Below are 26,204 nucleotides of genomic sequence, written 5' to 3'. Positions count from 1 at the left end.
ATAAAATAATTTTGCTGCGGTAATGGCTAAAACCATTACCGTATTTAATTTATAATAATATTCAATTCTTTTAAAAGGAGCGACAACAATGAAAGAATATCAATTTCCCGTTCCGCCTATTTTTATTTTACTAATTGGTGTTATTTCTATTTCATTTTCTTCTATTTTTGTTAAATGGTCTGATGCACCTGCATCTATATTAGGAATGTATAGACTGCTTTTTACAGTGATCGTTATGCTGCCGTTTCTCCCTTGGAAGAAAATCAAAACAGGAGCTATTAACATTCAATGGAAGGATTGGATTCAACTATTTTTATCTGGAATCTTCCTAGGTTTTCATTTCTTATTTTGGATGGATTCCCTTAGATATACAACAGTAGCAAGTTCAATGATTATAACTACATTAGAGCCTGTATTTGTTATGATCGGAGCTTATTTTATTTTTAAAGAGAGAACAAACCTTATTGGGATTGTGAGTATTATTATAGCTGTTAGCGGTTCAATCATTATTGCATGGGGAGATATTAATCTTTCTACAAAAGCATTATTTGGAGATTTCCTTTCATTAGCAGGAACGTTAGCAGTAGCCATTCATATGCTTTTTGGACAAGTATTATGCAAAAAAATTCCAACATCAATATATAGTTTTTGTGTGTTCTTTATAGGTGGATTTGTATTATTGATTTACAATCTTAGTTACGAGATCCCGCTGATTCATTATTCAGTTCATGATTGGGGCATATTTGTACTTCTAGCACTAGTCCCCAATATTTTTGGTCACGCATTATTTAATTGGCTTTTAAAATATTTGGATGCTACGACGATTTCAATGAGTATTTTAGGTGAACCAATAGGGGCAATTATATTAGCATACTTATTTTTAGGAGAAGCTACATCTATTTCCCAAATGATTGGCGGAGCGCTATCTTTAATTGGAGTCAGTATGTTTTTGAAAAATAAAGGACTTTCTAATAAGGAATTGACTGCGAATGCTTCTGTAAAAAGTGCTAATACATAACTAAAATATGGACGACGGCCTTCCTGCTTCGTGGGGAAGGTCTTTCATTAAAAAAACAGTTTATAGATGTAATGAAATATTTTTTGATAAACAAACGGTAAAACGGAAGCAATAATTAAACCTGTAACAATTGAAGATATGGTGAAGATGATGAACTTCCGAAGCGTTATTTCTTTCCTCTTAAAAGCGATGATGAATACCCTTATCATAGAAAAGACAGTAATAAATATAATAATTGCCGAAAAGACGCTTGCTGCCATTACCTCCATTGTAAAGCTCCTTTCACAAAAGTCCTTTAGCTACATTTTACCGCCTAATGAATGGAATAGACACCACTTTTTATACTTTTATTGAAAAGACATCGATAACAAACTTCGCTATATCGAATTGCTGCCAGTTCCAATATTGGCTGCGAAATTTGTCGTAACTCCAATAAATTTTTCATCCAACCTTTTATGCACAAGTGACATTTGGTATATGTTTCATCAATCTTTACAAACCGCATCGCTGTCGTTTTAACACTTAAAAACCGCAATGACCGTACTTACTGAAAAAGACAAAGGTGAATTGATAAAAAATGAATTCAAACGATGTTTTTCTGTCTTAGCTCTCAATCACAATCCTGCAAGCATCCATTCCATTAAGATCACCAACATTTGCTTTACATAAAAAAAAGCTGCCTTAAAGACAGCCCATTTATCTTAAACCCCTTTGTTACACGTGTTATTCAATATGTTATTGATGATTGCTTTTTTTACGATTCTTTTCTGTACAGCAATTGTTGCATTTACCATACAATACCGTAACTTTTTCATCATCAAAGAAATGAATTGTTGAATTGCAGTCTTGACAGACAATTGTTCCCATCCTGTATTCCCCTTTTCCATATAGCGTCATTAAGAATAAAGTGGAGACAAAATGACCTGATAGTTATATATTAATATGTCACATTATATTCGTCAAGCAGAAATTGTATAACACATTTATTTTTTTTTACATATAACTACCTTCCCCTACAATATGAAGGTGACATTTTGAGGAACAGGGATTCTAATAGAGTTTCTTGAATCTGCCTCAAAAGTAACTCTTTCAGAAATTTGTCTATTCCCTGAAACACTGCTGTTCAAAGAATATTTACTAAAATCAATATTATCGGAAGGAGCATCTTTAGCTTCTGCATGAGCCATTAATTCTTTGTATCCAGGAATAGAATTGCGTCCACTACTATGGTTTCCATTTACAACGGAATCAAGGGCTAGAGAAGTAGCAACAATACCCGTATCATACATCTCAACAACAGGCTCCTGACCTCCTGCGCCGTAATACAATATCGCTCGGACACTTTCATTTCTATAAATATCGCCTGCTTTGTATGAAGAACCAGTCGGAGGACTACCCTTATAGTGATCCATACAAAAAGCAATTCGTCCGTCTACTCTGAACACTCCAGCCGTATAAATTCCATAGTGTGCCAGTCCTAAATAATCAATTCTAGGTGCAGCTTCTGCTTGTTCCATTTGCAAAGATGGAAAAATTATTAAAAAAGATAAATACAGTCTTTATTTTCCGGAACATAAAGACTCACCACCCTTTCTAGAAAAATAAAAAGAACAATCACAATAAAATGATTGTCCTTTTTCTAATTAAAACTATTTAGATTTCCAAGATTCCCACGTATGTCCATGTTCTCCGTCCATGTAACCCGAATCTACTTTTTCCCACTCGGAACTTTCAACAAACTTGCCGAATTTATCCCAATCGCTACCTCCGGCATAAGGATCTTTTGATTGCGATTTGCTTTTAGATGATTCGGAAGATGAACCTTGCTTTTTTGTTGAACTAGCTGTACTTTTCGACTTAGTAGAACTACTGGATTTTGAGCTACTAGATTTTACAGATGATTTTGCGGAACTACTGGATGATTTGCTGGATGATGACTTGCTCGATGATTTACTGGATGAAGTAGATGAGTCCGAGTAGCTAGATGATCCGACTTTACCTGATGTTGAGTTCGTGGATGATTTCTGTGTAGCTTGAGCCAATTTAGTTTGTTCTCTTTTCTTTGCTTCTGCAAGAGCTTTAGCTTTTGCCTTCTCTTCTTCAATCGTTTTATAGACAGCTGCAAGTTTCTTTGATAACTCTTGCTTGGTCTTTTCATTTTTAATTTTTTCAACTAGGGCTTTCGATGCCTTGTATCTCGATTCTTTCGGCTGTTTTTCCAAAGCACTTACTGCCTTTTGAGCTTTTTGAATGTCCTCATATTGTGCAATAACTATATCTAAAAGGCCTTTTTGTTTTTCGTAGAAGGATTTGTCGATTGTTTTAATGTTTTCCAACTTACTTTTTGCATCATTGATTTGCTTTAATGTTACTCCGTCTTTGATCACTTGCTTACTGTCCAAAAGAGATGTGACGAATACATTGACTTTGTACATTGCTTCGAGATCTCTTAAATCCTGAGAAAGCTCCTGTTTCTTCTCTTCATCCTTCAGTTTGTTAATTTTCGCTTTAACGGATTGGATTTTTTCCTCCGTCAAATCATCTACATTTTGGTGAAAAGAAGACAATGTTTGCTCAACGCTTTGCTGACGTTTTTGCTCTTGCACATGAGAATTAAATGCATAAGCTCCAGTTCCACCTAAGACCAGCATGGCCACAATTGATGTACTGACAATCACTTTCTTCTTCGTAAAAATCCCTCCTTGGTCGTTTTTGGATGACGACCAACCTTTTTTTAAAAAATCTTATGCGGCTGCAAATGGGTTTTAAGCCATCCTTCCCATCCACTTGAAAAAATCCAACATTTTCCTGTTAGCAACCTTTCGGGAAAAATACCTTTATTATTAAAATGCAAATAAGTTCGTCCACCTCTTTTCCGCTTTGCGACCACTTTTCCTTTTTTGTTTTTCCAGTTTTAATATCGTAAAAAATAACAGGTATTTTTACTTTGTTTCCAGTTTTAATATCTTTTGCTATTATTCCACCAATTTTAAAGTCTTTGCTGCTCACTCTTCCGAATATATTCCACAAAAGGAAAAATTACTACCTGGAATCCTTTGGCCATATCAATGAAATCTATGCGAAAAAAGTTTTTAATTAAACAAGGAAATGTTTTATATGGGGATGGGGACATTTTTTTGGTTCAAAGTAGCTTTCAAATGACCTTTATCTTTATGATCATTAGCATTACATGATGCTGAGTATGATCCATTACGTGCATCTAAAGTCTACAACCCAACAACTCAAACATTCGCTCTAGATATCATACTTCTCGTACACGATTTGAATTTTTTAATTTGTTTAAATAATATTTTATTTTTGTAACATTTGCATAACATTCAAAAGTGACGGAATTAAATATGTTAAAATGGCGTTAAGAAAAAATGAACACATTTTACCAGTTTTCTTTAAACGAAAGAGGTAGGACAATGGTGAAATTTATTGCATATACCTATACCGTTGCCGTACTGCTTCTATTGTCATCTTGTATTGCTGATCCGAAAGACGATCACTCGATTTCAAGCTCCGACAAAAAACAAATTCTTTTTTTTACCGACCAAAAAATGATGGAAAAAGAATCAATTTACTACGATGCTTTATTAGATTTAAAAAAACAATTTCCAGAGGAAATGGACAATATGATGATCTACCAAGCTGATAACCCTGAATCTAAGCGGTTTAATATTAAAACATATCCTTCCATTATCGTGATGGATCATGACGGCATCATTTTGCATATTAAAGGATCAGTTTCAACAAAAGATGAAATTGTAGAGCCGGTCTCAGAAGTGCTTTCCGAATAATGAGAATGTCGGTTTGAGGTAATTAAGCGCTGAGAAGATTCTTTAGTTAAATAGGATTTGTGCTCAAAATCTCTGCACAACATATTTTTGTGAAAAAACTTTCACAACAGTGAGAGAATTGTTCCATCATTTATTTTTCATCATAAAAAGGGGTTGTCCAAAAAGTCAAATCCCCATTGAAAACAAATAATCATAAACACCGATATATCAACGTTTCTATAACATTAAAAGGGGCAGTCAATAAGCCGAAAAAACGACTTATTAGACTGCCCCCTTTGGGCTGCATTACTTATTTATAATATGAATCGGTGTTCCAAGTGCAAGTTCGGCAGCTTCCATTGCAATTTCACCTAATGTCGGGTGGCCATGAATCGTCAAGGCAATATCTTCTGCCGTCATGCCTGCTTCGATCGCAAGTCCAAGTTCAGCAATCATATCTGATGCGCTGACACCTGCGATTTGAGCCCCAATAACAAGGCCGTCTTCTTTTCGTGTAATCAATTTTACAAATCCATCGGTTGCATTTAATGACAATGCGCGGCCGTTTGCTGCAAATGGAAACTTAGCTGCCACAATGTCAATTCCTTCGTCTTTAGCCTGTTGTTCCGTATATCCGACAGAAGCCAACTCAGGTTCTGAGAAGACAATGACAGGAATTCCGTTATAATCGATTTCAGAAGGTTTTCCAGAAATCGCTTCTGCAGCAATTTTCCCTTCATATGAAGCTTTATGAGCAAGTGAAGGTCCTGGAACGATGTCGCCGATAGCATAAATATTTGAAATATTTGTCCGGCATTGTTTGTCAATTTTAATGTAGCCTTTTTCATCGATTTCTACTCCGACTTGTTCGAGACCAAGTTCATCAGTGTTTGGTTTGCGTCCTACTGTAACTAAACAATAGTCCGCTTCCACTACTTGCTCTTTTCCTTTTGCTTCAAATGTCACTTTTACTCCGTCTTTTGTTTCTTCAACACCTTTTGCAAGTGCGCTAGTATGAATTTCGACATTACCTTTTTTCTTCAACGCTCTTTTTACAAGAGCTGTCATTTGTTTTTCAAATCCTGGAAGAATTTCTTTGTCTCCTTCAATAATCACAATTTCAGTGCCGAAATTCGCATAAGCAGTTCCAAGCTCTATGCCAATGACTCCCCCGCCAATGATAACCATTTTTTTCGGAACTTCTTGCAGGGACAACGCTCCTGTTGAGTCAATGACTCGCTCAGAAAATTTAATGCTTGGAATTTCAATTGGACGGGAGCCAGTTGCAATGATTGCATTTTTAAATTTATACGTTTGAGCTGAATTCTCGTTTATGATTCTGACGGTGTTGCGATCAACAAAATATGCTTCGCCTTTTACAATTTCAACTTTATTTCCTTTTAAAAGGCCTTCAACACCACCTGTAAGTTTTTTGACTACACTTTCTTTCCAAGCTTGTACTTTAGAAAAGTCTAGTGTTACATTTTCAGCTTTTATTCCTATATCTTCTGATTCTTTAGCCTCTACATAACGGTGTCCTGCACTAATTAATGCTTTAGAAGGAATACATCCAACATTGAGGCAGACGCCGCCAAGAGATCCTTTTTCAACGATCGTAACTTTTTGCCCTAATTGCGCAGCTCTTATTGCAGCCACATAGCCGCCGGGACCAGCTCCTATGACGAGAGTGTCAGTTTCAATCGGGAAATCTCCTACTACCATTTATTACGCCTCCATTAGTAATAATTGGGGATCATGCAATAAACGCTTAATATGGTTAAGCGCATTTTGTGCAGTTGCACCGTCGATCATTCGATGGTCAAAGCTTAAAGACAGCGCTAAAACAGGGGCTGCAACGATTTCTCCGTTTTTCACAACCGGTTTTTCAGAAATACGTCCGAGACCTAGAATGGCTACTTCTGGATGATTAATGACAGGAGTAAACCATTGGCCGCCAGCGGAACCGATATTGGTTATCGTGCATGATGCGCCTTTCATTTCATTTGGAGTAAGTTTGCCCTCACGCGCTTTTGTTGCCAATTCATTAATTTCTGCAGAGATTTCAAAAATCGATTTTCGATCTGCATGTTTGACAACAGGAACTAAAAGTCCTTTTTCCGTATCAGCTGCAATTCCGATATTGTAATAGTGCTTATGAATAACTTCTTCTGTTTCATCATCAAACGACGTGTTTAATACTGGATATTTTTTCAGTGCCGATGTTAAAGCTTTGACAACATAAGGCAAATATGTAAGCTTAATGCCTTGTTCTGCCGCAATAGCTTTAAATTTCTTCCGATGTGCAACAAGCTCTGTTACATCGACTTCATCCATTAATGTTACATGTGGCGCAGTTTGCTTCGATTTAACCATCGCTTTTGCAATTGCTTTTCGAATACCGCTGATTTTCTCGCGGGTTTCTGGGAATTCTCCTTCAAGGACAACCGGAGCCGGCGCTGCTTTTTCTCCTGCCGATACGCCTGTTGCAGCTTCTTTTTCCACGTTTTCAACAGGTTTTGCTTCTTCTTGTCCACCTTTCAGATAAGCATCAATATCTTCCTTCAATATGCGCCCGCCGTTTCCTGAGCCTTGTACCAATCGAATATCAACGCCTTTTTCACGCGCATATTTTCGGACGGATGGCATTGCAATAACGCGTCGGTTAACATCTACGTCTTCTGAAGCAGACTGTGAAGCGTTGCTTTCCACTTTTTGCTCTTCTGTGGAAGGCTTTTCTTCTTTTGCTGCTTCACCGCTTTCATCGCCTTTTGATTGATTTTCATAACCTGGAGCATCAATTGTGACTAATACTTGACCGACAGTTGCAACTTCCCCTTCATTCACTTTTAATTCTAATACTTTTCCTTTTACAGGGGAAGGGATTTCAACTACTGCTTTGTCATTTTGCACTTCACAAAGAACATCATCTTCATTGATTTCATCACCAGGTTTGATAAACCATTTTACTATTTCACCTTCATGAATGCCTTCACCGATATCCGGCATTATAAATTCAAAAGCCACAGATTTCAACCTCCTAAATAATTTTCAGTTGATGGCCGAAAAGAAGAAAAGATGATGCTCCTCTTTTTAGCCAATTAGAAATTCAATGCTTTTTTAGCCGTTTCAACGATATCTTTGTAGTTTGGAAGCCATACATCTTCCGCTTGTGAGAATGGATAGACAGTGTCTGGAGCTGCCACGCGGAAAACTGGAGCTTCCAAGCTAAGAATCGCTCTTTCATTAATTTCTGCAACAACATTAGCAGCAATTCCTGCTTGTTTTTGGGCTTCCTGCACGACAATCGCGCGGTTTGTTTTCTCTACTGAAGCAATAATCGTTTCTATATCCAGCGGACTTACTGTACGTAAATCGATCACTTCTGCTGAAAAGCCCTCTTTTTCAAGTTCGTCAGCAGCTTTTAAAGATTCATGCACCATTGCCCCGTAAGTGATGATCGAAATATCTTTCCCTTCACGTTTTATATCTGCTTTGCCGATCGGAATTGTATATTCTTCTTCCGGAACTTCATCACGGAAGGAACGATAAAGCTTCATATGCTCCAAGAAAATGACCGGATCATTATCCCGAATTGCTGAAATAAGCAACCCTTTTGCATCATAAGGGGTGGAAGGAATAACGACTTTTAAACCAGGCTGCTGCGCCATCAAGCCTTCCAAGCTGTCCCCGTGAAGCTCAGGGGTATGAACGCCGCCGCCGAAAGGAGAACGAATGGTGATCGGAGCATGCCAGCGGCCCCCGGAGCGATAACGCAAACGCGCCATTTGTCCAGAAATGGAATCCATAACCTCATAAACAAAACCGAAGAATTGAATTTCAGCTACCGGACGAAAGCCTTGTGTGCTTAAACCGATTGCCAAGCCGCCAATTCCTGATTCTGCCAGAGGTGTATCAAAAACTCGGTCTGGGCCGAATTCTTTTTGAAGTCCTTCTGTTGCACGGAACACACCGCCGTTTACACCAACATCTTCCCCAAATACTAACACATTTTCGTCGTTTTTCAGTTCCGTACGCAACGCATCAGTGATTGCTTGAATCATTGTCATTTGCGCCATGCTCACTTCGACTCCTTCTCTTTATAAATTTCATATTGTTCTTTTAGGTTATAAGGCCAGCTTCCTTCTTCAAACATAATGTTGATTAAGTCTGTCACTTTTTGTTTTGGAGTTTCATCCGCTTTTTTGATTGCTTCTTTTATATCTTCTTTCGCCTTTTCGATAACTTCGTTTTCTTCTTCCTCGCTCCACAATCCTTTTGCTTGAAGGAAGTTTCTGAAACGAACAAGCGGATCTTTTGCCTCCCACTCGTCATCAAGCTCTTTTGCCCGATATCTCGTTGGATCGTCTCCTGCCATTGTATGCGGACCGTAGCGGTAGCATAATGTTTCAATTAATGTCGGACCTTCACCGTTTATTGCCCGTTCACGCGCTTCCTTCACAGCTGCATAAACAGCAAGCGGATCCATTCCATCTACTTGTATGCCAGGGATTCCAGCTGCAACAGCTTTTTGTGCAAGTGTTTCAGCTGAAGTTTGCACTTCTACAGGTGTTGAAATTGCAAACCGGTTGTTTTGAACGATGAAAATAGCAGGTGCTTTAAATGCCCCAGCAAAGTTTATTCCTTCGTAAAAGTCGCCTTGAGACGTTCCTCCATCACCTGTATACGTAACAGCAACTGCTTTTTTGCCGCGTTTTTTCAAGCCTAATGCTACCCCTGCAGCTTGCACATATTGGGCGCCGATAATAATTTGCGGTGAAAAAGCGTTTACGTCTTCAGGCATTTGGTTTCCATGAAAATGCCCGCGGGAATATAAAAATGCTTGATACAAAGGCAATCCATGCCAAACTAACTGCGGTATATCACGATAGCCCGGGAGAATGAAGTCCTCTTTTTCCAAGGCAAAATGAGAAGCAATTTGTGATGCTTCTTGTCCGGCAGTCGGTGCGTAAAAACCTAAACGACCTTGACGATTTAAAGAAATTGAACGCTGATCCAACACTCTGGTAAATACCATTCGTCTCATTAATTCCTTTAATTCTTCATCAGAAAGGGAAGGCATCGCATCTTCATTCACGACTTCGCCTTTTTCGTTTAAAATTTGGAACGTTTGGAATTCCTTGCGAATCGCATCAAATTGCTTTTCGCTGTCAACGACAACATTTTTCGCCTTTTTTGCCATTCAACACACCTCTTCGTTTCATTTTCTCAGCCTTTAAATTCATCCATAAAACTAGATTACCCCAAATTGTTCATAGAGACACACATTGCGGATCTTTAATTGCCAAAATCGTCAAGTACATTGCAAGATCGCTTTACAAACTGTATTAATTTTTTTATTTAAAATAGTAATACACATCGATTTCACTTCATAGTGTACACCCTTTTTTCACATGCGTCAATTAATTTGTTTATTTTTAAAACAATATATAAAACGCTTTCAAGATAATTGGAAATATTTTTACTTTTAAATCTGTACTAATACAACAGATAATTCTGTATCACTATTACAGATACAGACGGAAGCGAATCATTTATCTGGAGAGCGTGTTGCTTCTCTATATAAATTACAGAAGAATTTATATAAATAAGGAAGTCTTCTAGGCAAACGTCTATACCTTTATTTTGCTTCATCATACGATGATATAGACATTTGCCCTAAATAAGGCGATATGGAGTCCTTATGTGGAGGTGAAAGAGATGCATTATTATTACAATCCGTCTTATCATTACCCATCATACGGATATTTTCCAGTTTCAAACTGGACATTTGTATTGATCGCTGTGCTTTTTATTTTGCTCATTATTGTTGGCGCTGCCTGCTTAAACTATTAATTGATGATTGTCCGATTTTCGGGCAATTCTTTTTTGTTTCTTTTAAAAGATTTATGTATAATGAAATTTGTTGATATAGGTTCAGGAGTGATTAGCCATGATTACAATGGAAGATATTATTAAGGAAGGACATCCAACTCTTCGTCAAGTTGCCAAGGAAGTGGAATTGCCCGCTTCTGAAGAGGAGAAAAAAATTTTAGCGGAGATGCTTCAATACTTAAAAAACAGTCAAGATCCAGAGATTGCAGAAAAATATGGATTGCGGCCTGGGATCGGTCTTGCCGCCCCGCAAATTAATGTATCAAAACGAATGATTGCCGTTCATGTGACGGATGAAAAAGGAAAATTATATTCGTACGGCCTGTTCAATCCAAAAATTGTAAGCCATTCGGTGGAACAAAGTTATTTAACAAGCGGTGAAGGATGCCTTTCCGTTGACAGAGAGGTTCCAGGATATGTTCCGCGTTATGCACGCATCCGCGTCAAAGGGGTTGACCTTGAAGGCAATGAAGTCGACCTTCGTTTAAAAGGTCTTGTCGCTATTGTGTTTCAGCATGAAATAGATCATTTAAACGGCATCATGTTTTATGATCGGATCAATAAAGAGAATCCTTTTAAAGAACCGGAAAATGCAACTCCAATTGACAGATGAAGCCAGAAGTTAGCGCCCGGCATCCAAGCCGCGGAATATTTTGAAGCAAAACGAAAATCCATGCAAAAAATCCCGAATAGTTCTTTCGGGATTTTTTGTTCATAAAGAGAAATTTTTTGTGCACACTACCATTTGAAATCGCCTTTGCAAGGCATTTTTTTGAGTTTAGCTTCGGATTTATATCAACTGCAATTGCTTTGCAGCATAAAATATTCCATCTTCATCAACAGGCTTTGTAACAAAATCAGCTACTTTTTTCACATGCGAAACAGCATTACCCATAGCAACGCCTGTTCCAGCAAACGAGATCATTTCTATATCATTCAAACCGTCTCCAAAAGCAACCACATCTTGACGGCTAACGCCAAGCATATCCATTATCTTTTTGATCCCTTCTGCTTTCGATCCTTTTTTTGGAACAACATCAGTTGAAAGCTGGTGCCAGCGGACAAATTTTATCTCTTCAGAAATATTGAACTGTTCTTCTTCTCCTTCTTTGCAAAACAAAAGCGCTTGGTAAATATGTTTTTCTTGAAAATAATCAGGTCTGCACTCAGGATGCGAGAGGTGCAAAGATTTCAAACTTTCATGAATAAACGGATGATCTTCCACATTTGCTTTCATATCTTCTTCACTCAAAAATACAAGCGGGTAATCAGTATTTTCAGTCGCTTCGATTAATTGCTCCAACGCATCGACCTTCAAAGGATTTTCATAAATGACTTCTCCTTCATGCACAACATACTGTCCGTTATAGCTGACATAAGAATGGATTCCGAGCTCTTCTCTTAGCTTTTTAAACATAAAAGGGCCGCGGCCGGTTGAGATGGCGACGTGATGTCCGGCTTTTTTCAAACGGGAGACCGCGTCAAGAGTAGATTCCGGCAAACGTTTATCATGATCCAATAAAGTACCGTCTATATCAAAAAAAATAAATTTTTTCCCCATGTTCAATCTCCTTTTCTCTTTCGTGAAAACCTTATTTACACTAAACAAAACGGTATAGTATGCAAACGCTTTATGTCAATAGAGCTTTTCCACGTTTAGCCATAAAAAAAATAAAAAAATAGCATATAATATAAGTAAATACAATCGGACTCGACTTTGACATCTTATTGAAGGAGGAGTTGATATGTTAAAACGTTTAAAGAAAAAAATTAAAAAACAGTGGAAGCAATTGCTTCGCAGAAAATCGATTGCTTAAAGAAACCGGGCGGCTTTAGCCCGGTTTTCGTTATTTTCAATGAAGGTTGGATTTGCCATCAGAATCGACTATAATAATAAAAGCTAGTTTAACATGGAAAGTAAGGAGAGATTACGCAAATGATGTTTAAAGTTTTTTATCAGGAAAACCCGAATGAACCGCCTGTTCGGGAAAGAACGAAAACATTTTTCGTTGAAGCGGAATCAGAAAGAGAAGTTCGTGAAAAATTAAAAGGCCGCTCCATAAACATAGAATATATTCAACCGATTAGCGGTCCGTTTTATGAATTTGAAAAACAAAGCGAAAATTTTTCTGTATTGGAGAAATGATAGTATATGAAATTTGTAAAAAGAGACCAAGTAGCAGCATTCGCCCTCGGCGGATTGGGCGAAATCGGAAAAAATACGTACGGTGTGCAATTTCAAGATGAAATCATTTTAATTGATGCTGGAATTAAGTTTCCAGAAGACGAACTTCTAGGGATTGACTATGTGATTCCGGACTATACGTACTTAGTAAAAAACCAAGAAAAAATTAAAGGCTTGTTCATCACACATGGTCATGAAGATCATATAGGCGGTATACCTTATTTGCTGCGGGAAATTAATGTACCTATCTACGGCGGTAAACTGGCGATCGGACTGATTCGCAATAAGCTTGAAGAGCATGGACTTTTAAGACAAGCTAAACTAAACATCATCCAGGAGGATGATGTGATTCGGTTCAGAAAAACTGCCGTAACTTTTTTCCGTACAACTCACAGCATTCCAGATTCATATGGAATTGTTGTCAAAACTCCCGCAGGAAATATCGTTCATACAGGAGATTTTAAGTTTGATTTTACTCCAGTCGGGGAACCTGCAAATTTAACTAAAATGGCGGAAATCGGCAAAGAAGGTGTGCTCTGTCTTTTATCGGACAGCACAAACAGCGAAATTCCTGAATTTACAATGTCTGAAAGACGGGTCGGCGAAAGCATTCACGACATTTTCCGAAAAGTAACCGGCCGCATCATTTTTGCAACATTTGCATCCAATATTCATCGACTTCAGCAAGTAACTGAAGCAGCTGTTAAAAACAATCGAAAAATAGCTGTTTTTGGAAGAAGTATGGAAGCAGCTATCCAAATTGGTCAAGAACTCGGGTATATTCGCTGCCCGAAAGATACGTTTGTTGATGCAAATGAAATAAACCGTCTGCCCGCTCATCGGGTCGTGATTTTATGTACAGGAAGCCAAGGCGAACCAATGGCCGCTCTGTCCCGAATTGCAAATGGAACTCATCGGCAAATCCAAATTATTCCCGGCGATACGGTCGTTTTCTCATCATCGCCCATCCCAGGGAACACTTTATCGGTTTCAAGAACGATCAATCTGCTTTTCCGCGCCGGTGCGGAAGTAATTCACGGGTCGTTAAATGACATCCACACATCTGGCCACGGCGGACAGGAAGAGCAAAAATTAATGCTGCGGTTAATGAAGCCAAAATATTTTATGCCGATTCATGGAGAATATAGAATGCAGATCATGCATATGAAACTAGCTGTCGATTGCGGAGTTCCAAAGGAAAACTGTTTTATTATGGATAACGGAGATGTGCTGGCGATGAACGACCGCGAAGCATCCATTGCCGGTAAAATTCCGTCCGGATCCGTTTATATTGACGGAAGCGGAATTGGCGACATTGGAAACATTGTGTTAAGAGACCGAAAAATTTTATCTGAAGAAGGACTCGTAATCGTTGTCGTCAGCATCAATATGAAAGAGTTCAAAATTGCTGCAGGACCTGACATTATATCGCGCGGCTTCGTTTATATGAGAGAATCCGGCGATTTAATTAAAGATGCCCAAGAACTGATTACTAAGCACTTAAATAAAGTATTGGAAAGAAGAACTACGCAGTGGTCGGAAATCAAAAATGAAATCGCCGATACACTCGCTCCGTTTTTATATGAAAAAACGAAACGCCGACCGATGATCTTGCCAATTATAATGGAAATTTAAGTAATAACTTGTGATCGATCCCTCTTGTGTTGACAGTGGAACATACTGTTTAACATAAGAGGGATTTATTTTGCAAAAATGTCCAGTTGTTATTTTGTCGGCTCATAACACGCAGCATCCGGCCGCTCTTGCTTTTTTAGGTAGATGGTTTTAAAGCGGGCAGCCGTCAGCTAAAAGTTCTTATAAAAAACGAAAAAGTGAGTGCTTGAAGAGAAGAAAGACGGAGATCAAAACATGTAAATGAAAAATACCGAAAAGTTTTATGGTTAATTTTTTCGATATACAAGTGTTTAATAGAAGAGCAGAAAGACATTTTATGTACGTTTGTGCCATCATATAAATTTATACGCAATCATTTGAAAAACATTTGATGAAAAAATTCGACTTGGATAATGTCATAATCAGAATTTTTCAGGAGCAGGTGCTGCAAGTGGCAGCAGTAAAGGGAGATAATAAAGAAATCAATTTGTAGTTAAAGAAGACATGTATTCGATTGCCAGAAAAAACAACGACATTCTTGCAATAAGCAAGGATTTTGAGCCGGCAAACAAAAAAAGAATGAGAAGAACTGTCTTTGGGCATTCTAGACAGCTGCTTCTCATTCAATTACCATGTAAGCTTCAAATGATTGTTTTTACTTGACTGGATAAGTTCAGTTCATTCTTCAGTAGATTTTGATTTTGCCCATGCGGATGAAACATTTAAAGCTCCGAAAGAATGTATATAAGTTTTCATTATTCTCCTAGCACTTTCTTTTCAAACCGATCAATATCGACATCAGCTCCGATGACAATTAAAATATCTCCTGCCTTGATTACTTCTGTAGCTTGCGGCGATACGATAATTTCGTTATTTCGTTTAATCGCAACAATATTGATTCCGTATTTCGCACGAATATCGAGCTCGATGAGAGAATGACCGGCAATGTTGCGGTTAGCAGCAATTTCAACAATGCTGTGCTCTTCCGACAGCTCAAGATAGTCCAACACATTGTTCGAAAGAAGATTATGGGCAAGCCGCCGCCCCATATCCCGTTCAGGGTGAACAACTGTATCTGCTCCTATTTTTGACAAAACCTTTTCATGATAGTCGTTTTGAGCCTTCACCGTTATATGCTTAACTCCTAGTTCTTTCAACATAATGGTTGTCAAAATGCTCGCTTGAATATTGTCGCCGATGGCTACGATCACATGATCAAAATTTCTGATTCCCAAGCTTTTTAATACGGCTTCATCCGTTGTATCCGCTACAACAGCATGTGAAACAATATTGGCAAATTCGTTTACTCGATCCTCATCCACATCAATGGCAAGCACCTCTGCTCCTTCTTCCGATAACGTTCGGCAAATGCTTCCGCCGAACCGCCCCAACCCGATTACGGCAAACTCCTTTTTCATCAATACTCCCCCATTACAACTTGAATGACATTATTCTTGTATTTCTTGGCCAAAATCAATCGCTTGTTTCAACTTTTGCTGCATAAACCCTATTCCTTTGCAATCGGAAAGAGGATAATGAAAAGCTGTCTTATTTGTAAACACTTGTTCTATATATGGACGGAATTTCTTTCCTCCCAAAAGAACAATATCATCTACATCTAACAAATTTTTTTCAACCGCTTGTTCCTTCAATTGGTTGATTGTAATTAATTCAGGATGCTTTTTCATGCTAAAGGAAACATTGTAAGGACCAGGCACAAAATCATTTGGCCGCAAAAAGCCATGCTTGGCAGACAAAATCACCCATTCATCGAAAAATTTTTTAGCATACGCCTGGCAAAGGCGGTGAAAAACTCCTATATACGCTTTTTCTGCGGAAACAGCACCTGCACTGGGCTCTTTATCCCATACTTTTTTTGTTCCGCAAGGTATGACACAAATCCTTCTCATTTAACATTTCACCTGTTCAATCGATTATTCAATTCATTCAAAAATTGTATAATATCGTTATGAAAAACAAAATCAGCCCATTCATCGAAGTCTGTTTGTTCTTGGTTGACAATCACTAATACCGCTCCCATCCTTTTTGCCAAGAACGGTATTTCGTTCGCTGGCCGAACTGTTAAAGATGAACCAAGCACGATCATAACGTCTGCTTTTTCACATTCAAGCTCCGCATCTCTAAAAGCATCTTCCGAAAGCAGCTCTCCGAACAGTGTAATGGAAGGACGAATAAAGCCCCCGCAGCCGCAATAATATTGATTTTTCAAGTATACATCATTTAAAAAGCGTTGGCCGCAATTGTGGCAGTGAAACGTTTGAAGTGTTCCATGAAGTTCAATTACGTTTTTGCTTCCTGCTAAGAGATGGAACCCATCAATGTTTTGAGTAATAATCGATTGAATCTTCCCTTCCTTTTCCCATTTTGCCAGCAAGTAGTGTCCTTCATTCGGAGATTTGCTTTTATATAATTGAAGGCGTTCTTTATAAAATTGAATAAATTCATCACGGTTTGTCTCCATCGCTTCAATGCTTGCCAATTTACTCGGATCCTTTTTGCGCCACAAACCAGTTTTTGAACGATAATCCGGAATTCCGCTGGCAGTGGACATCCCTGCGCCAGTAAATACAACAGCATGTTCAGATTGTTGCAAAAGATCAGCGATTTCGGATATCAAAGCCATCTTTTTTCATCCTTTTTTATTAATTGTGAAAACAATTATTTTAACCTGAACTTACCATTTTTTTATAAATGAAATCAATAAATTCGTCAACAATTTCTTTGCGGAACCGTTCAGTCCGAGACAATATCGATAAATGCCGTTTAATTTCCACATCTTTTATTTTCAATTCATGTAAGTAGCCGTATTTCAGTTCTCTTGACACCGTAATCCTCGGCAAAAAGCCGATTCCCAGTCCGGATTCTATAGCAGCTTTTACAGCCTGCGTGCTTCCTAGCTCCATATAATAATTTATTTTATCTAACACCCCATATTTTTTTAAAGTATTTTCGATAATGAGACGGGTTCCTGAATTTTTTTCTCTCCAGATCATTTTTTCTTTTGCCAGCTCTTCAATGTCAATTTGTTTTTTCTCCTTCAAAGGATGCTCTCTTCCGCATACTAAAATAAGCTCGTCATCGACAAGCTTTTTTACATGAAAAATGCTGTTTTCTACAACTCCTTCTACAAATCCGATATCAATTTTGCGGTCAACAAGCCGATCAATAATGCCCGGAGTATTAGAAATCGCTAATGAAAGCTTTACATCTGGCACTTCTTTTTTAAATTTTCCGAGCAGACTAGGCAAAAGATATTCCCCAATTGTCAACGTCGCTCCGACACTTAGTGTAAAATCTTTGTGTCCGGTTATTTCCTTTACTGCTTCTTTTGATTGTTGAATTTCTTCCACAATATTTTTGGCAATCGGATATAACATTTTGCCGGCTTTTGTCAAAGTCATTTTTCCGTTCGAACGGTCAAACAATGGGGTTCCATAATAATCCTCTAGTTGATGGATTTTTCTCGTAACAGCCGGCTGGGACACATAGACAAGCTTTGCAGCACGGCTGATGCTCCCTTCCTCAACAACAAGACAAAACATTTTTAAACTTTCCAAATCCAATTCGGAATCACTTCCTTACAATTTAAACACTTAAAAACAACTTCATGCTAACACCTATCAGCAAAAAAGACAACATTTGCAAAATCCATTTTCCAGGCACTTTTGTTGATAAGATAGCTCCCAGTTGAGAGCCGATCATCACTCCTATACCGCCCCACAAGCAGGCCGTCCAATTAACATTCCCTAATGCAATTTGATTCAGCGCACCAACAAGTGAATAGATCGATAATGCAAAAAGAGAAATCGCAGTTGCGTCGTGAGGACGAATCTTCAATAAATAAATTAAAATGGGGACGAGCAACCATCCGCCGCCAATTCCAAAAAAATTCGATAAAGTTCCCAACAAAAGTCCGATGATGAATAAAAAAACAGCTTTTAAACGGTTTCTGCCCTCATTGAAAAAACCTGCTTTCATACTATGTTCCGGCTCTTCCGGAGCTTTTTTTAAAAGCAAAAACATCCCGAGCATGAATAAAGCAGCGGCAAATATCCAATAAAAAAAGTCGGGTGAAATAATTCCCAACAGCCAAGTGCCGATAAACGTTCCCGGGATGGAGCCGAAGATGATCGGCCAACTGATAGAAAAATGAACACGCTTTTGCCGTATATAATTCATCGACCCTGATATGGAATTGAGAAAAACCACAACAAGACCCGTACCAGCTGCAATTTCAGGAGGCAATTTCAACAGCAATAAGAGAGCAGGAACAAACACAAATCCTCCCCCTGCTCCCACCATTACCCCATAAGCGCCTGACAAAAGTCCAAGAGCGAGCAGCAAAACCATTTCCACCATTCAAGTTCACCTCTGTTAATATCCTAATTAAAGGGTACCAGTGAGAAGGATTGGTGTGAAATACTTATTCAACATGGGGTATAACAAAATGTTATAGTTTGTGATATTTTTGTTTTTAGTGCTTCTAGCCTTGCCCATTTAGAAAATGTTATATATAATTAAATCGAAATCATTACGATTTAATACAGCGGGGTATACATATATTTTGAAAGGAGTTCAAATCGATGAAAAAAGTCTTTTTTGCATTTTTAATGGCAATGCTTGCAATCTTTCCTATCGGCTGCGACCAAAATAACAACAATGCTTCCGAAACGAACAATCATAATGAGGACAAAAACAATCAAAAAGAAATTGAAATTTATACAACAATCTATCCACTGACAGATTTCACTAAAAAAATCGGCGGTAAATACGTTCACGTCGAAAGTGTTTACCCGCCGAATGTAGAAGCCCATACGTATGAACCTACATTAAAAACTTTGGAAGCAATCGCGAAAGCGGATTTATTTATCTATACTGGAGCTGGTATAGAAGGATTTGCCGATAAGGCAGAAAAAACGCTGAAAGACGGCAATGTCAAAATTGTAAAAGCAGCTGAAGGAATCCCATTATTAAGTGCGTCCGAAGATGAACATGACCATGAAAGTGGAGAAGAAGAGCATTCACATCATGAAGAAGATTCAGATCATGAAGAAGAACATGGGAACCAAAACGAAGAGGAACACGATCATGCACATGGAGATGTTGACCCTCATGTATGGCTTGATCCAAATAGGGCCATTACTCTTGCGGAAAACATCAAGAACGCTTTAACGGAAGCGGCTCCTGATCAAAAAGAATATTTTGAACAAAATTTCGCTCAACTTAAACAAGATCTTGAAGAACTGGATCAATCATTTCAAGAAACAATTAAAAAATCGAAAACAAAATATATTCTTGTGGCTCATGCTGCTTATGGTTATTGGGAAGACCGCTACGATATTGAACAAATTCCAATATCGGGATTATCTCCAACAGATGAGCCTAGTCAAAAGCAGCTTGTCAAAATCATTGAACTATCGAAAAAACATCATTTAAAACATGTGATCTTTGAACAAAATGTATCTGAAAAGGTAGCAAAAATCATCCAACAAGAAATTGGTGCCAAATCATTAACGCTACATAATTTAGAAAGTGTTTCGGAAACAGATTTAAAAAATAACGAAGACTACTTCAGCATTATGAAACGCAATCTTGAAACGTTATCTGAAGCTTTAAATTAAATACTATTTGCACGCTTTTAGGGGGCTGTCCAATGAGTCTTTTTTGGCTTATTGATGCCCCCTTTCATGCTTTAGAAAACGTTGCTATATCGATGTTTATGAGTTTTTTGTTTTCAAATGGAAATTTGACTTTCTAGACAGACCTTTATATATACTAAGTTGACATAATAAAACTACTGTAAATCGTTAAACTTTTTTATTTCATATTTTTGTAAAATCAAGTAAAATATTTAGACATACGAATAAATATGAGAGGAGAAACCAAAATGGAAGCAGCTGTTCAAAAACAGAATATGGGTCAAATTACATTATACAGAATATTATTTATTATCGGATTTGTTCATCTTCTAAACGATTCGATTCAAGCTGTTATTCCAGCAGTTTTCCCTATATTGGAAAAATCAATGAATCTTACATATATGCAGCTTGGATTCATTACATTCAGCCTTCAGCTAACGGCATCTTTGCTTCAGCCTGCTGTCGGGTTTTATACAGATAAAAAGCCGATGCCTTATTTGCTGCCCATCGGGCTTACGTGTACGTTTTTCGGCATGTTGGGACTTGCTTTTGCACCTAATTATTGGATTGTTTTAGTTTCGGTATTTTTCGTCGGAATCGGTTCAGCCGTTTTCCATCCGGAAGGTTCAAGAGTGGTACATTTAGCAGCGGGAGAACGAAAAGGGCTCGCCCAATCCATTTTTCAAGTTGGAGGTAATGCCGGACAATCTCTTGCTCCCATTATGACAGCTCTTATTTTCGTCCCTATGGGACAATTTGGCGCGATTTGGTTTACTTTAATTGCCGGCATGGCCGTCATCGTCCTTCTATACATTGCAAATTGGTATAAGGAAAAGCTCGACAGCCGAAAAAAAACAAGCGCAAAAAAAGCCGTTGTGCAAGTTCCTGCCGCTCGAAAAAAGCAAGTGAAAATTGGACTTATGCTGCTTATCTTCTTAGTTTTTGCTCGTTCATGGTATCATGCAGCAATCACTAATTTTTACCCTTTTTATTTAATTCATGAACATGGACTTTCCATCAGCAAAACACAGCTATATATTTTTATATTTTTAGCAGCAGGTGCAATCGGAACATTTTTAGGAGGGCCGCTTTCAGATCGTTTCGGAAGACGGAATATCATTGCTTTCTCAATGCTCGGATCAGCTCCGCTGGCGGTCATTTTGCCTTATGTGAATGAATTTTGGGCAATTCCAATAATGCTCATTAACGGTTTTATTATTTTGTCAAGCTTTTCTGTAGTTGTCGTATACGCACAAGAGCTAATGCCTGGAAAAATCGGAACTGCATCAGGCTTAATGGTCGGTCTTGCCTTCGGTTTAGGCGCTTTAGGATCAGTCGTGCTCGGTGCTCTCGCGGACTTATTCGGCTTAAAGCCAGTTATGATCGCGTGCGGCTTTCTTCCATTTATCGGCATGCTCTCCATGCTTTTACCTTCCGATCAAAAGCTGAAAGAATGGACATCTTAACATTTTTACAAGACAGCAGCTACTTTTCAATTGATGTGAAACAAAAGACAAAGTTGTTTTGACAATAAAAAAAGATTGAATGAAGTTAAAACCAATGAACAATTTTTTGTTCAAATGTAATAAATGAAAGCTTTTATTTGTACTAAGGAACGAATGAACGCAGAAATAATAAAAGGCGTTTTTCGGCTGTCCATCAACTTTTCAGCCTGAGAAAACGCCTTTTGTGTTCTTTTATTCTTGAAAAGCACGGTCACCGAAAATTTTTAACGTTATATCATCTGCTGGAGGATTATGAAGACCGCATCTGACATCCCGATAGTAGCGCTCCAATGGGTATTCTTTTCTTAAGCTTTGTCCGCCTGCAATTCGCATGGCTAGGTCAACGACTTTGATCGCACTGTTTGTGGCAACATATTTTACGGCAGCCAGCTCATGCCCCATTTGTTCGTGTAAATGCGGCTGTTCATCCCATTTTTTCGCCACACTGTACATAAAATGCCGTGCGCTTGTAAGCTCCAGATCCATTTCAGCTGTTTTTCGCCGCACTTCCGAAAGTTCTGAAATTGGATGAGAAAGACTGGCAGGTTGATACTCTTTTGCATATTTGACAGCAAAGTTTCTTGCGGCGATAGCGATCCCGAGGTAGCAGGCAGGAATATGTAAAAGCCATCCTTTCGGAGTGGAAGGACTGAATGTAGCTTGTCTGATCGAAACGAGAGCGTCTTTTTCGACCTTTACGTTGTGCAGTAATAAATCGTCGCTTCTTGTCGCGCGCATACCGATTGTATCCCATGTTTCTTTTATGGAAAGCCCCTCTGCTCCTTTTGGGACTAAATATTCGCCAACCTCACCTGTTTCTTCAATTGTTGCGGTTACAATAAAATAATCTAGAATCGGGGCCAGTGATGTGAACGATTTATGGCCATTAATAATCCAGCTGCTTCCTTCTTTTCTTGCCGTTGTTTTTGGTTTTCCGCCTCTTGCAGGACTTCCGGCAGCCGGTTCTGATGCACAACTATTGATTAATTTTCCTTCAGCGACAATTTCTTCGCAAATGCGCTCAAACGTGCGTTCATCCCATTTTTTTGATTCGGATAAATCCATTACGATTCCATTATGCCACCCTAACGATAAACCTGTCGCTCCATCTCCTTCTGCAATTTTTTCTTGAACAAGCAGAAATTCATATAAAGAAATTTCATTTCCTCCATATTTTTTTGGCACAGTTAATTTCAGAAATCCTTCCGTTTTTAAATCTGAAAAGTTTTCAAATGGAAACGAAGATTCCTGATCATTTTTCGCGGCTCGCTCCGCGAACTTCTCCGCAAGTTTTTCGGCTTTTTCTCTTAATTCTCGATGCGATTTGTTGACAATAACCATTTCATCTAAAAAATTCATATTCTTCACACACCTGTTTCTTTTTCTTTCTTTTCTATCTCTATTGTAGCTCTATTATTCATTTTCGTTAAGCAATCCAATTGGTTTTATTTTAATTTTTTTGGTAAAATACAGAAAAAAATATGTAGGAAATAAAGGAGAATGATGATGACAACTTTCAAACAGCAGCTTGAAAAATATGCAGAACTTGCCGTCAAGGTCGGAGTCAATGTTCAAAAAGGACAAGAATTGTTCATTTCTGCAAGCATAGATGCAAAAGAACTCGTCCGATTTATTGCGGAAAAAGCTTATGAGGTTGGTGCAAGGAATATTCATATCGACTGGCAAGATGATGTTTTAACAAGATTAAAATATGAAAAGGCTCCTGATGACGTGTTTTTAGAATATCCTGAATGGAAGTCTCTCGAAAGAACTGCCCTAGCAGAAAGAAATGCAGCTTTTATTTCTATTGTGTCCCAAAGCCCTGATTTATTAAAAGGCATTCAGCCTGAGAGAATCGCTAATTTCCAGAAAGCGTCTGGAACAGCTTTAAATACGTTTCGCAGATACATACAATCGGATAAAGTCAGCTGGACGGTTATCGCTGCCGCAAGCGAAGAATGGGCGGAGAAAGTTTTTCCAAATGAAGAAAAATCGCTTCGAGTTGAAAAATTATGGAATGCTATTTTTCAAGCAACACGTATTAATGAGGAAGATCCGGTTTCTGCATGGAAAAAACATAATGAAAACCTTCATCAAAAAGTCGATTATTTAAATGCGAAAAAATATAGAAAACTCCATTATCAAGCTCCTGGAACGGATTTAACTATTGAACTGCCTGAAAAGCACCTATGGGTGGGTGCAGGAAGCGTTAATGAAAAAGGCGTTTCTTTCATGGCAAACATGCCTACAGAAGAAGTGTTCACAGCTCCGAAAAAAGATGGGGTAAATGGTTATGTGACTAGCACAAAACCGTTAAGCTACGGCGGAAATTTAATCGAAAATTTTGTAATCACATTTGAACGAGGACGCATTACAAATGTAACAGCCGAAAAAGGCGAAGAAATTTTGAAGCAATTAGTCGAAACAGATGAAGGCTCTCATTATTTAGGTGAAATTGCTTTAGTACCTCATAACTCACCGATCTCAAAGTCAAATCTTTTATTTTATAACACGTTGTTTGACGAAAATGCTTCAAACCATTTAGCGATCGGCAGCGCCTATGCATTTTGCTTAGAAGGCGGAAAAACGATGACAGAGGATGAATTGAAACAGCATGGTCTCAACACGAGCATTACACATGTTGATTTTATGATCGGAAGTGCAGAAATGGACATCGACGGCATTCTTCCGGACGGCACACGTGAACCAATCTTCCGAAAAGGAAATTGGGCGTTTTAAAAAAGGGCCGGCTGATCGTTTCTCATGAAAGCCTTGCTTAAATATTGCACAACACTTAGCTGAAACTGTATCGTACATCCTTAACGTTTGTTTCAGGCAAGTCAGTAAAAGCTCTATATTTCTCGTTTTGCTTATTTGCTGCATCAACATCATCATAGTATTTGTCTTCTTTGAATCGAATCGTACTTTATCATGCTAATGGGCGGTCATTTGACTTTGCCCTTTTCATTCTTATTCAAAGAAAAAAACAGCCAAACTTTATAATGATCCACTATGCGAAAAGGAGAACGTAAAAAATGGAATTGTCCATCATTTTAAGTTTTCTTGCAGCTTCTATTTTATTAACCGTTGCACCAGGACCCGATAATTTATTTGTCATTGCACAAAGCATGTCTTACGGCTTTCGAGCGGGGTTCATCACTACTCTCGGACTTTGTACCGGACTTATCGGACATACTTTAATCGCATCACTCGGACTGTCAGCCATACTCTATCAATCTACTGTTATTTTTACAGCTATTAAATCTGTCGGTGCGATCTATCTGTTATATTTAGCATGGGAATCTTATAAGGAAGGGAAATCAGCAGTTTCCGGTAAAATAGCAAATGTAAAAAGTCTTTCACTCTTTTCTTTATATAAAAGAGGCATCTTGATGAACCTGTTAAATCCGAAGGTGTCATTGTTCTTTTTAGCTTTCTTGCCGCAGTTTGTATCAACAAACAGCGTCCATGTTCAGCTCGACATGTTTGTGCTAGGTCTTATTTTCATTGTACAGGCATTGGTATTGTTTTCCTTATTTTCAGCATTAGCTGGCAAAATAAAAATTCTGTTTCAATCTAAAAAAACAGTTTCTGCTATTCATTACGGCAAATCTATTTTATTTGCAGTTCTTGGCGGAAAGCTGCTTTTTACAAAAATTTAGTAGATACAATGAGGGGGAACGTCAGGAGCGAAATTTTTTTCGCTCCAGTTTTTTTACTCTGCCCCCTACTTCATTTGTTTAGAAGATGAATGTCCGAATCAACATCATTACTTTCCCGCACTATTTTTTCTTAAGGCAGTAAGATCGATTTTTTCAACATGTTTTAAAGCCGTCCAAACTCATTCTTTTTACAGCTTCTTTTGTCTGCTATAATTCTACGTTTATTAATCTATTTGTCCTCCTACATAACTGAATTCTTCCTATCATCCTTCTCCCAAAAACAAAATCGTCAAGCTGAATAATCATCATTCCAATCATTTGAAGGTGTTTATTCATTTTAACCTTCTAATTCGCATATATTTGTACAAATGAGAGGTGAACATGGTGAACGCAGAAAAAACTAAGCCGGCTCTACAAATAAAAACATTTTTTGAACATCGTTTGCAGCGGTTTCTTCAGCATCTTTTTTTATCGATAATTTGCGGATATATTTTATACTACTTAGTTAATTAAATGCAGAATAAACACAGCGAATTCATAACAAAGAGACTTCACATTTTTAGTACGTGAAGTCCGAAACTGCCCATAATAAACTAACGATGATGAAAGCAAAAGCGCTGCAATCGGTATTTCCAGGGCTTTCCGGAAAGCCAAATCCTCAATATATCAACGTTTCTAAAACAATAATGAGGGCTTCTATTATGCGAAAAAACGAGTTATAGATATCCCCTAAAAAAACATGCCTTGGCTCGCAAGCTTCTTTGAAGTCAGAGTTAAAAAATTCAAATTGAAAAAGGGGCTGTCCAAAAAGTCAGGGTAACTGACTTTTTGGAGCCCCTCATTTTTTCACTTTTTAAAAAAAATGCACAAAAAAATCGTCCTTTCT

At 38.1% G+C, this 26,204-nt stretch carries 24 protein-coding genes; 10 read left to right on the top strand and 14 right to left on the bottom strand.

The window, feature by feature from the left end:
- The first annotated feature begins 88 nt into the window (after window positions 1-88).
- Window positions 89-1,018 (top strand): DMT family transporter, encoded by a 930-nt coding sequence (locus FB379_RS03075; RefSeq protein ID WP_144596963.1) that lies wholly within the window; start codon window positions 89-91, stop codon window positions 1,016-1,018.
- A 735-nt stretch (window positions 1,019-1,753) separates the two neighbouring features.
- Here FB379_RS03075 and FB379_RS03065 read toward each other — a convergent pair.
- From FB379_RS03065 to FB379_RS03055, 3 genes are all read right to left on the bottom strand, one after another.
- Entirely contained in the window at window positions 1,754-1,885 is a 132-nt protein-coding gene (locus FB379_RS03065; RefSeq protein WP_082830423.1) for a GapA-binding peptide SR1P, read from the bottom strand.
- Between the two features lie 146 nt (window positions 1,886-2,031).
- A complete protein-coding gene (locus FB379_RS03060; protein ID WP_144596961.1) occupies window positions 2,032-2,535 on the bottom strand; it encodes a thioester domain-containing protein in 504 nt (167 codons plus the stop codon).
- 132 nt (window positions 2,536-2,667) lie between these two features.
- Entirely contained in the window at window positions 2,668-3,696 is a 1,029-nt protein-coding gene (locus tag FB379_RS03055) for a V-type ATP synthase subunit I domain-containing protein (RefSeq protein WP_144596959.1), read from the bottom strand.
- 750 nt (window positions 3,697-4,446) lie between these two features.
- Here FB379_RS03055 and FB379_RS03050 point away from each other — a divergent pair.
- A complete protein-coding gene (locus tag FB379_RS03050; RefSeq protein ID WP_066250224.1) occupies window positions 4,447-4,821 on the top strand; it encodes a hypothetical protein in 375 nt (124 codons plus the stop codon).
- Between the two features lie 285 nt (window positions 4,822-5,106).
- Here the strand turns inward: FB379_RS03050 and lpdA are convergent, their stop codons facing one another.
- From lpdA to pdhA, 4 genes are all read right to left on the bottom strand, one after another.
- Window positions 5,107-6,522 carry a dihydrolipoyl dehydrogenase gene (gene lpdA / locus FB379_RS03045; RefSeq protein ID WP_066251282.1) on the bottom strand — a complete coding sequence of 472 codons (1,416 nt, stop codon included), beginning with the start codon at window positions 6,520-6,522 and terminating at the stop codon, window positions 5,107-5,109.
- A gap of 3 nt (window positions 6,523-6,525) precedes the next feature.
- On the bottom strand, window positions 6,526-7,824 hold the full coding sequence (locus FB379_RS03040) for a dihydrolipoamide acetyltransferase family protein (protein ID WP_063389644.1): 1,299 nt from the start codon (window positions 7,822-7,824) through the stop codon (window positions 6,526-6,528).
- 74 nt (window positions 7,825-7,898) lie between these two features.
- Window positions 7,899-8,876 carry an alpha-ketoacid dehydrogenase subunit beta gene (locus FB379_RS03035; protein ID WP_063389643.1) on the bottom strand — a complete coding sequence of 326 codons (978 nt, stop codon included), beginning with the start codon at window positions 8,874-8,876 and terminating at the stop codon, window positions 7,899-7,901.
- A gap of 2 nt (window positions 8,877-8,878) precedes the next feature.
- Window positions 8,879-10,000, bottom strand: coding sequence for a pyruvate dehydrogenase (acetyl-transferring) E1 component subunit alpha (gene pdhA, locus FB379_RS03030; RefSeq protein WP_063389642.1), 1,122 nt, complete (start codon window positions 9,998-10,000; stop codon window positions 8,879-8,881).
- A gap of 518 nt (window positions 10,001-10,518) precedes the next feature.
- Between pdhA and FB379_RS03025 the strand changes: the two genes are divergently transcribed.
- Together FB379_RS03025 and def are read left to right on the top strand one after the other, a co-directional pair.
- A complete protein-coding gene (locus tag FB379_RS03025; protein ID WP_130157987.1) occupies window positions 10,519-10,653 on the top strand; it encodes a YjcZ family sporulation protein in 135 nt (44 codons plus the stop codon).
- A 97-nt stretch (window positions 10,654-10,750) separates the two neighbouring features.
- Complete coding sequence (def, locus tag FB379_RS03020) at window positions 10,751-11,305, top strand: peptide deformylase (protein ID WP_063389641.1); 555 nt, start codon at window positions 10,751-10,753, stop codon at window positions 11,303-11,305.
- A gap of 177 nt (window positions 11,306-11,482) precedes the next feature.
- Here def and FB379_RS03015 read toward each other — a convergent pair whose 3' ends face one another.
- Window positions 11,483-12,253, bottom strand: coding sequence for a Cof-type HAD-IIB family hydrolase (locus FB379_RS03015; RefSeq protein ID WP_144596957.1), 771 nt, complete (start codon window positions 12,251-12,253; stop codon window positions 11,483-11,485).
- Between the two features lie 375 nt (window positions 12,254-12,628).
- Here FB379_RS03015 and FB379_RS03010 point away from each other — a divergent pair, with 375 nt between their 5' ends.
- Together FB379_RS03010 and rnjA are read left to right on the top strand one after the other, a co-directional pair.
- The gene (locus FB379_RS03010; RefSeq protein ID WP_063389639.1) at window positions 12,629-12,838 is read left to right on the top strand and encodes a DNA-dependent RNA polymerase subunit epsilon; all 210 of its coding nucleotides are present in this window, start codon (window positions 12,629-12,631) and stop codon (window positions 12,836-12,838) included.
- A gap of 6 nt (window positions 12,839-12,844) precedes the next feature.
- A complete protein-coding gene (gene rnjA, locus FB379_RS03005; RefSeq protein WP_144596955.1) occupies window positions 12,845-14,512 on the top strand; it encodes a ribonuclease J1 in 1,668 nt (555 codons plus the stop codon).
- A gap of 734 nt (window positions 14,513-15,246) precedes the next feature.
- On the opposite strand, the gene FB379_RS03000 is transcribed toward rnjA, so the two are convergent.
- The 5 genes from FB379_RS03000 to FB379_RS02980 are packed head-to-tail and all read right to left on the bottom strand — an operon-like array spanning window position 15,247 to window position 18,871.
- Window positions 15,247-15,912, bottom strand: a complete 666-nt coding sequence (locus tag FB379_RS03000) for a potassium channel family protein (protein ID WP_269467019.1) — start codon at window positions 15,910-15,912, stop codon at window positions 15,247-15,249.
- Between the two features lie 27 nt (window positions 15,913-15,939).
- Window positions 15,940-16,401, bottom strand: a complete 462-nt coding sequence (locus FB379_RS02995; protein ID WP_130157983.1) for a DUF6884 domain-containing protein — start codon at window positions 16,399-16,401, stop codon at window positions 15,940-15,942.
- 8 nt (window positions 16,402-16,409) lie between these two features.
- A complete protein-coding gene (locus FB379_RS02990; RefSeq protein ID WP_144596953.1) occupies window positions 16,410-17,135 on the bottom strand; it encodes an NAD-dependent protein deacylase in 726 nt (241 codons plus the stop codon).
- A 40-nt stretch (window positions 17,136-17,175) separates the two neighbouring features.
- The gene (locus tag FB379_RS02985) at window positions 17,176-18,075 is read right to left on the bottom strand and encodes a LysR family transcriptional regulator (RefSeq protein ID WP_063389634.1); all 900 of its coding nucleotides are present in this window, start codon (window positions 18,073-18,075) and stop codon (window positions 17,176-17,178) included.
- A gap of 22 nt (window positions 18,076-18,097) precedes the next feature.
- Window positions 18,098-18,871: a sulfite exporter TauE/SafE family protein gene (locus FB379_RS02980; protein WP_094245630.1), complete on the bottom strand. Its 774-nt coding sequence runs from the start codon at window positions 18,869-18,871 to the stop codon at window positions 18,098-18,100.
- 224 nt (window positions 18,872-19,095) lie between these two features.
- Here FB379_RS02980 and FB379_RS02975 point away from each other — a divergent pair, with 224 nt between their 5' ends.
- Window positions 19,096-20,133, top strand: coding sequence for a metal ABC transporter substrate-binding protein (locus FB379_RS02975; RefSeq protein WP_130157977.1), 1,038 nt, complete (start codon window positions 19,096-19,098; stop codon window positions 20,131-20,133).
- Window positions 20,134-20,399: 266 nt separating this feature from the next.
- On the top strand, window positions 20,400-21,617 hold the full coding sequence (locus FB379_RS02970) for an MFS transporter (RefSeq protein ID WP_066251268.1): 1,218 nt from the start codon (window positions 20,400-20,402) through the stop codon (window positions 21,615-21,617).
- Window positions 21,618-21,848: 231 nt separating this feature from the next.
- Here FB379_RS02970 and FB379_RS02965 read toward each other — a convergent pair whose 3' ends face one another.
- The gene (locus tag FB379_RS02965; protein WP_094245627.1) at window positions 21,849-23,015 is read right to left on the bottom strand and encodes an acyl-CoA dehydrogenase family protein; all 1,167 of its coding nucleotides are present in this window, start codon (window positions 23,013-23,015) and stop codon (window positions 21,849-21,851) included.
- A 147-nt stretch (window positions 23,016-23,162) separates the two neighbouring features.
- Here FB379_RS02965 and FB379_RS02960 point away from each other — a divergent pair, with 147 nt between their 5' ends.
- Window positions 23,163-24,395 (top strand): aminopeptidase, encoded by a 1,233-nt coding sequence (locus FB379_RS02960; RefSeq protein ID WP_094245626.1) that lies wholly within the window; start codon window positions 23,163-23,165, stop codon window positions 24,393-24,395.
- A 296-nt stretch (window positions 24,396-24,691) separates the two neighbouring features.
- Window positions 24,692-25,318: a LysE family translocator gene (locus tag FB379_RS02955; RefSeq protein WP_130157976.1), complete on the top strand. Its 627-nt coding sequence runs from the start codon at window positions 24,692-24,694 to the stop codon at window positions 25,316-25,318.
- Window positions 25,319-26,204 lie beyond the last annotated feature (886 nt).

The organism is Aeribacillus composti, from assembly GCF_007827555.1.
Taxonomy (GTDB): domain Bacteria; phylum Bacillota; class Bacilli; order Bacillales; family Aeribacillaceae; genus Aeribacillus; species Aeribacillus composti.
Note: the sequence above shows the minus strand (reverse complement) of the source record. Positions and strands in the feature narration are given on the sequence as shown.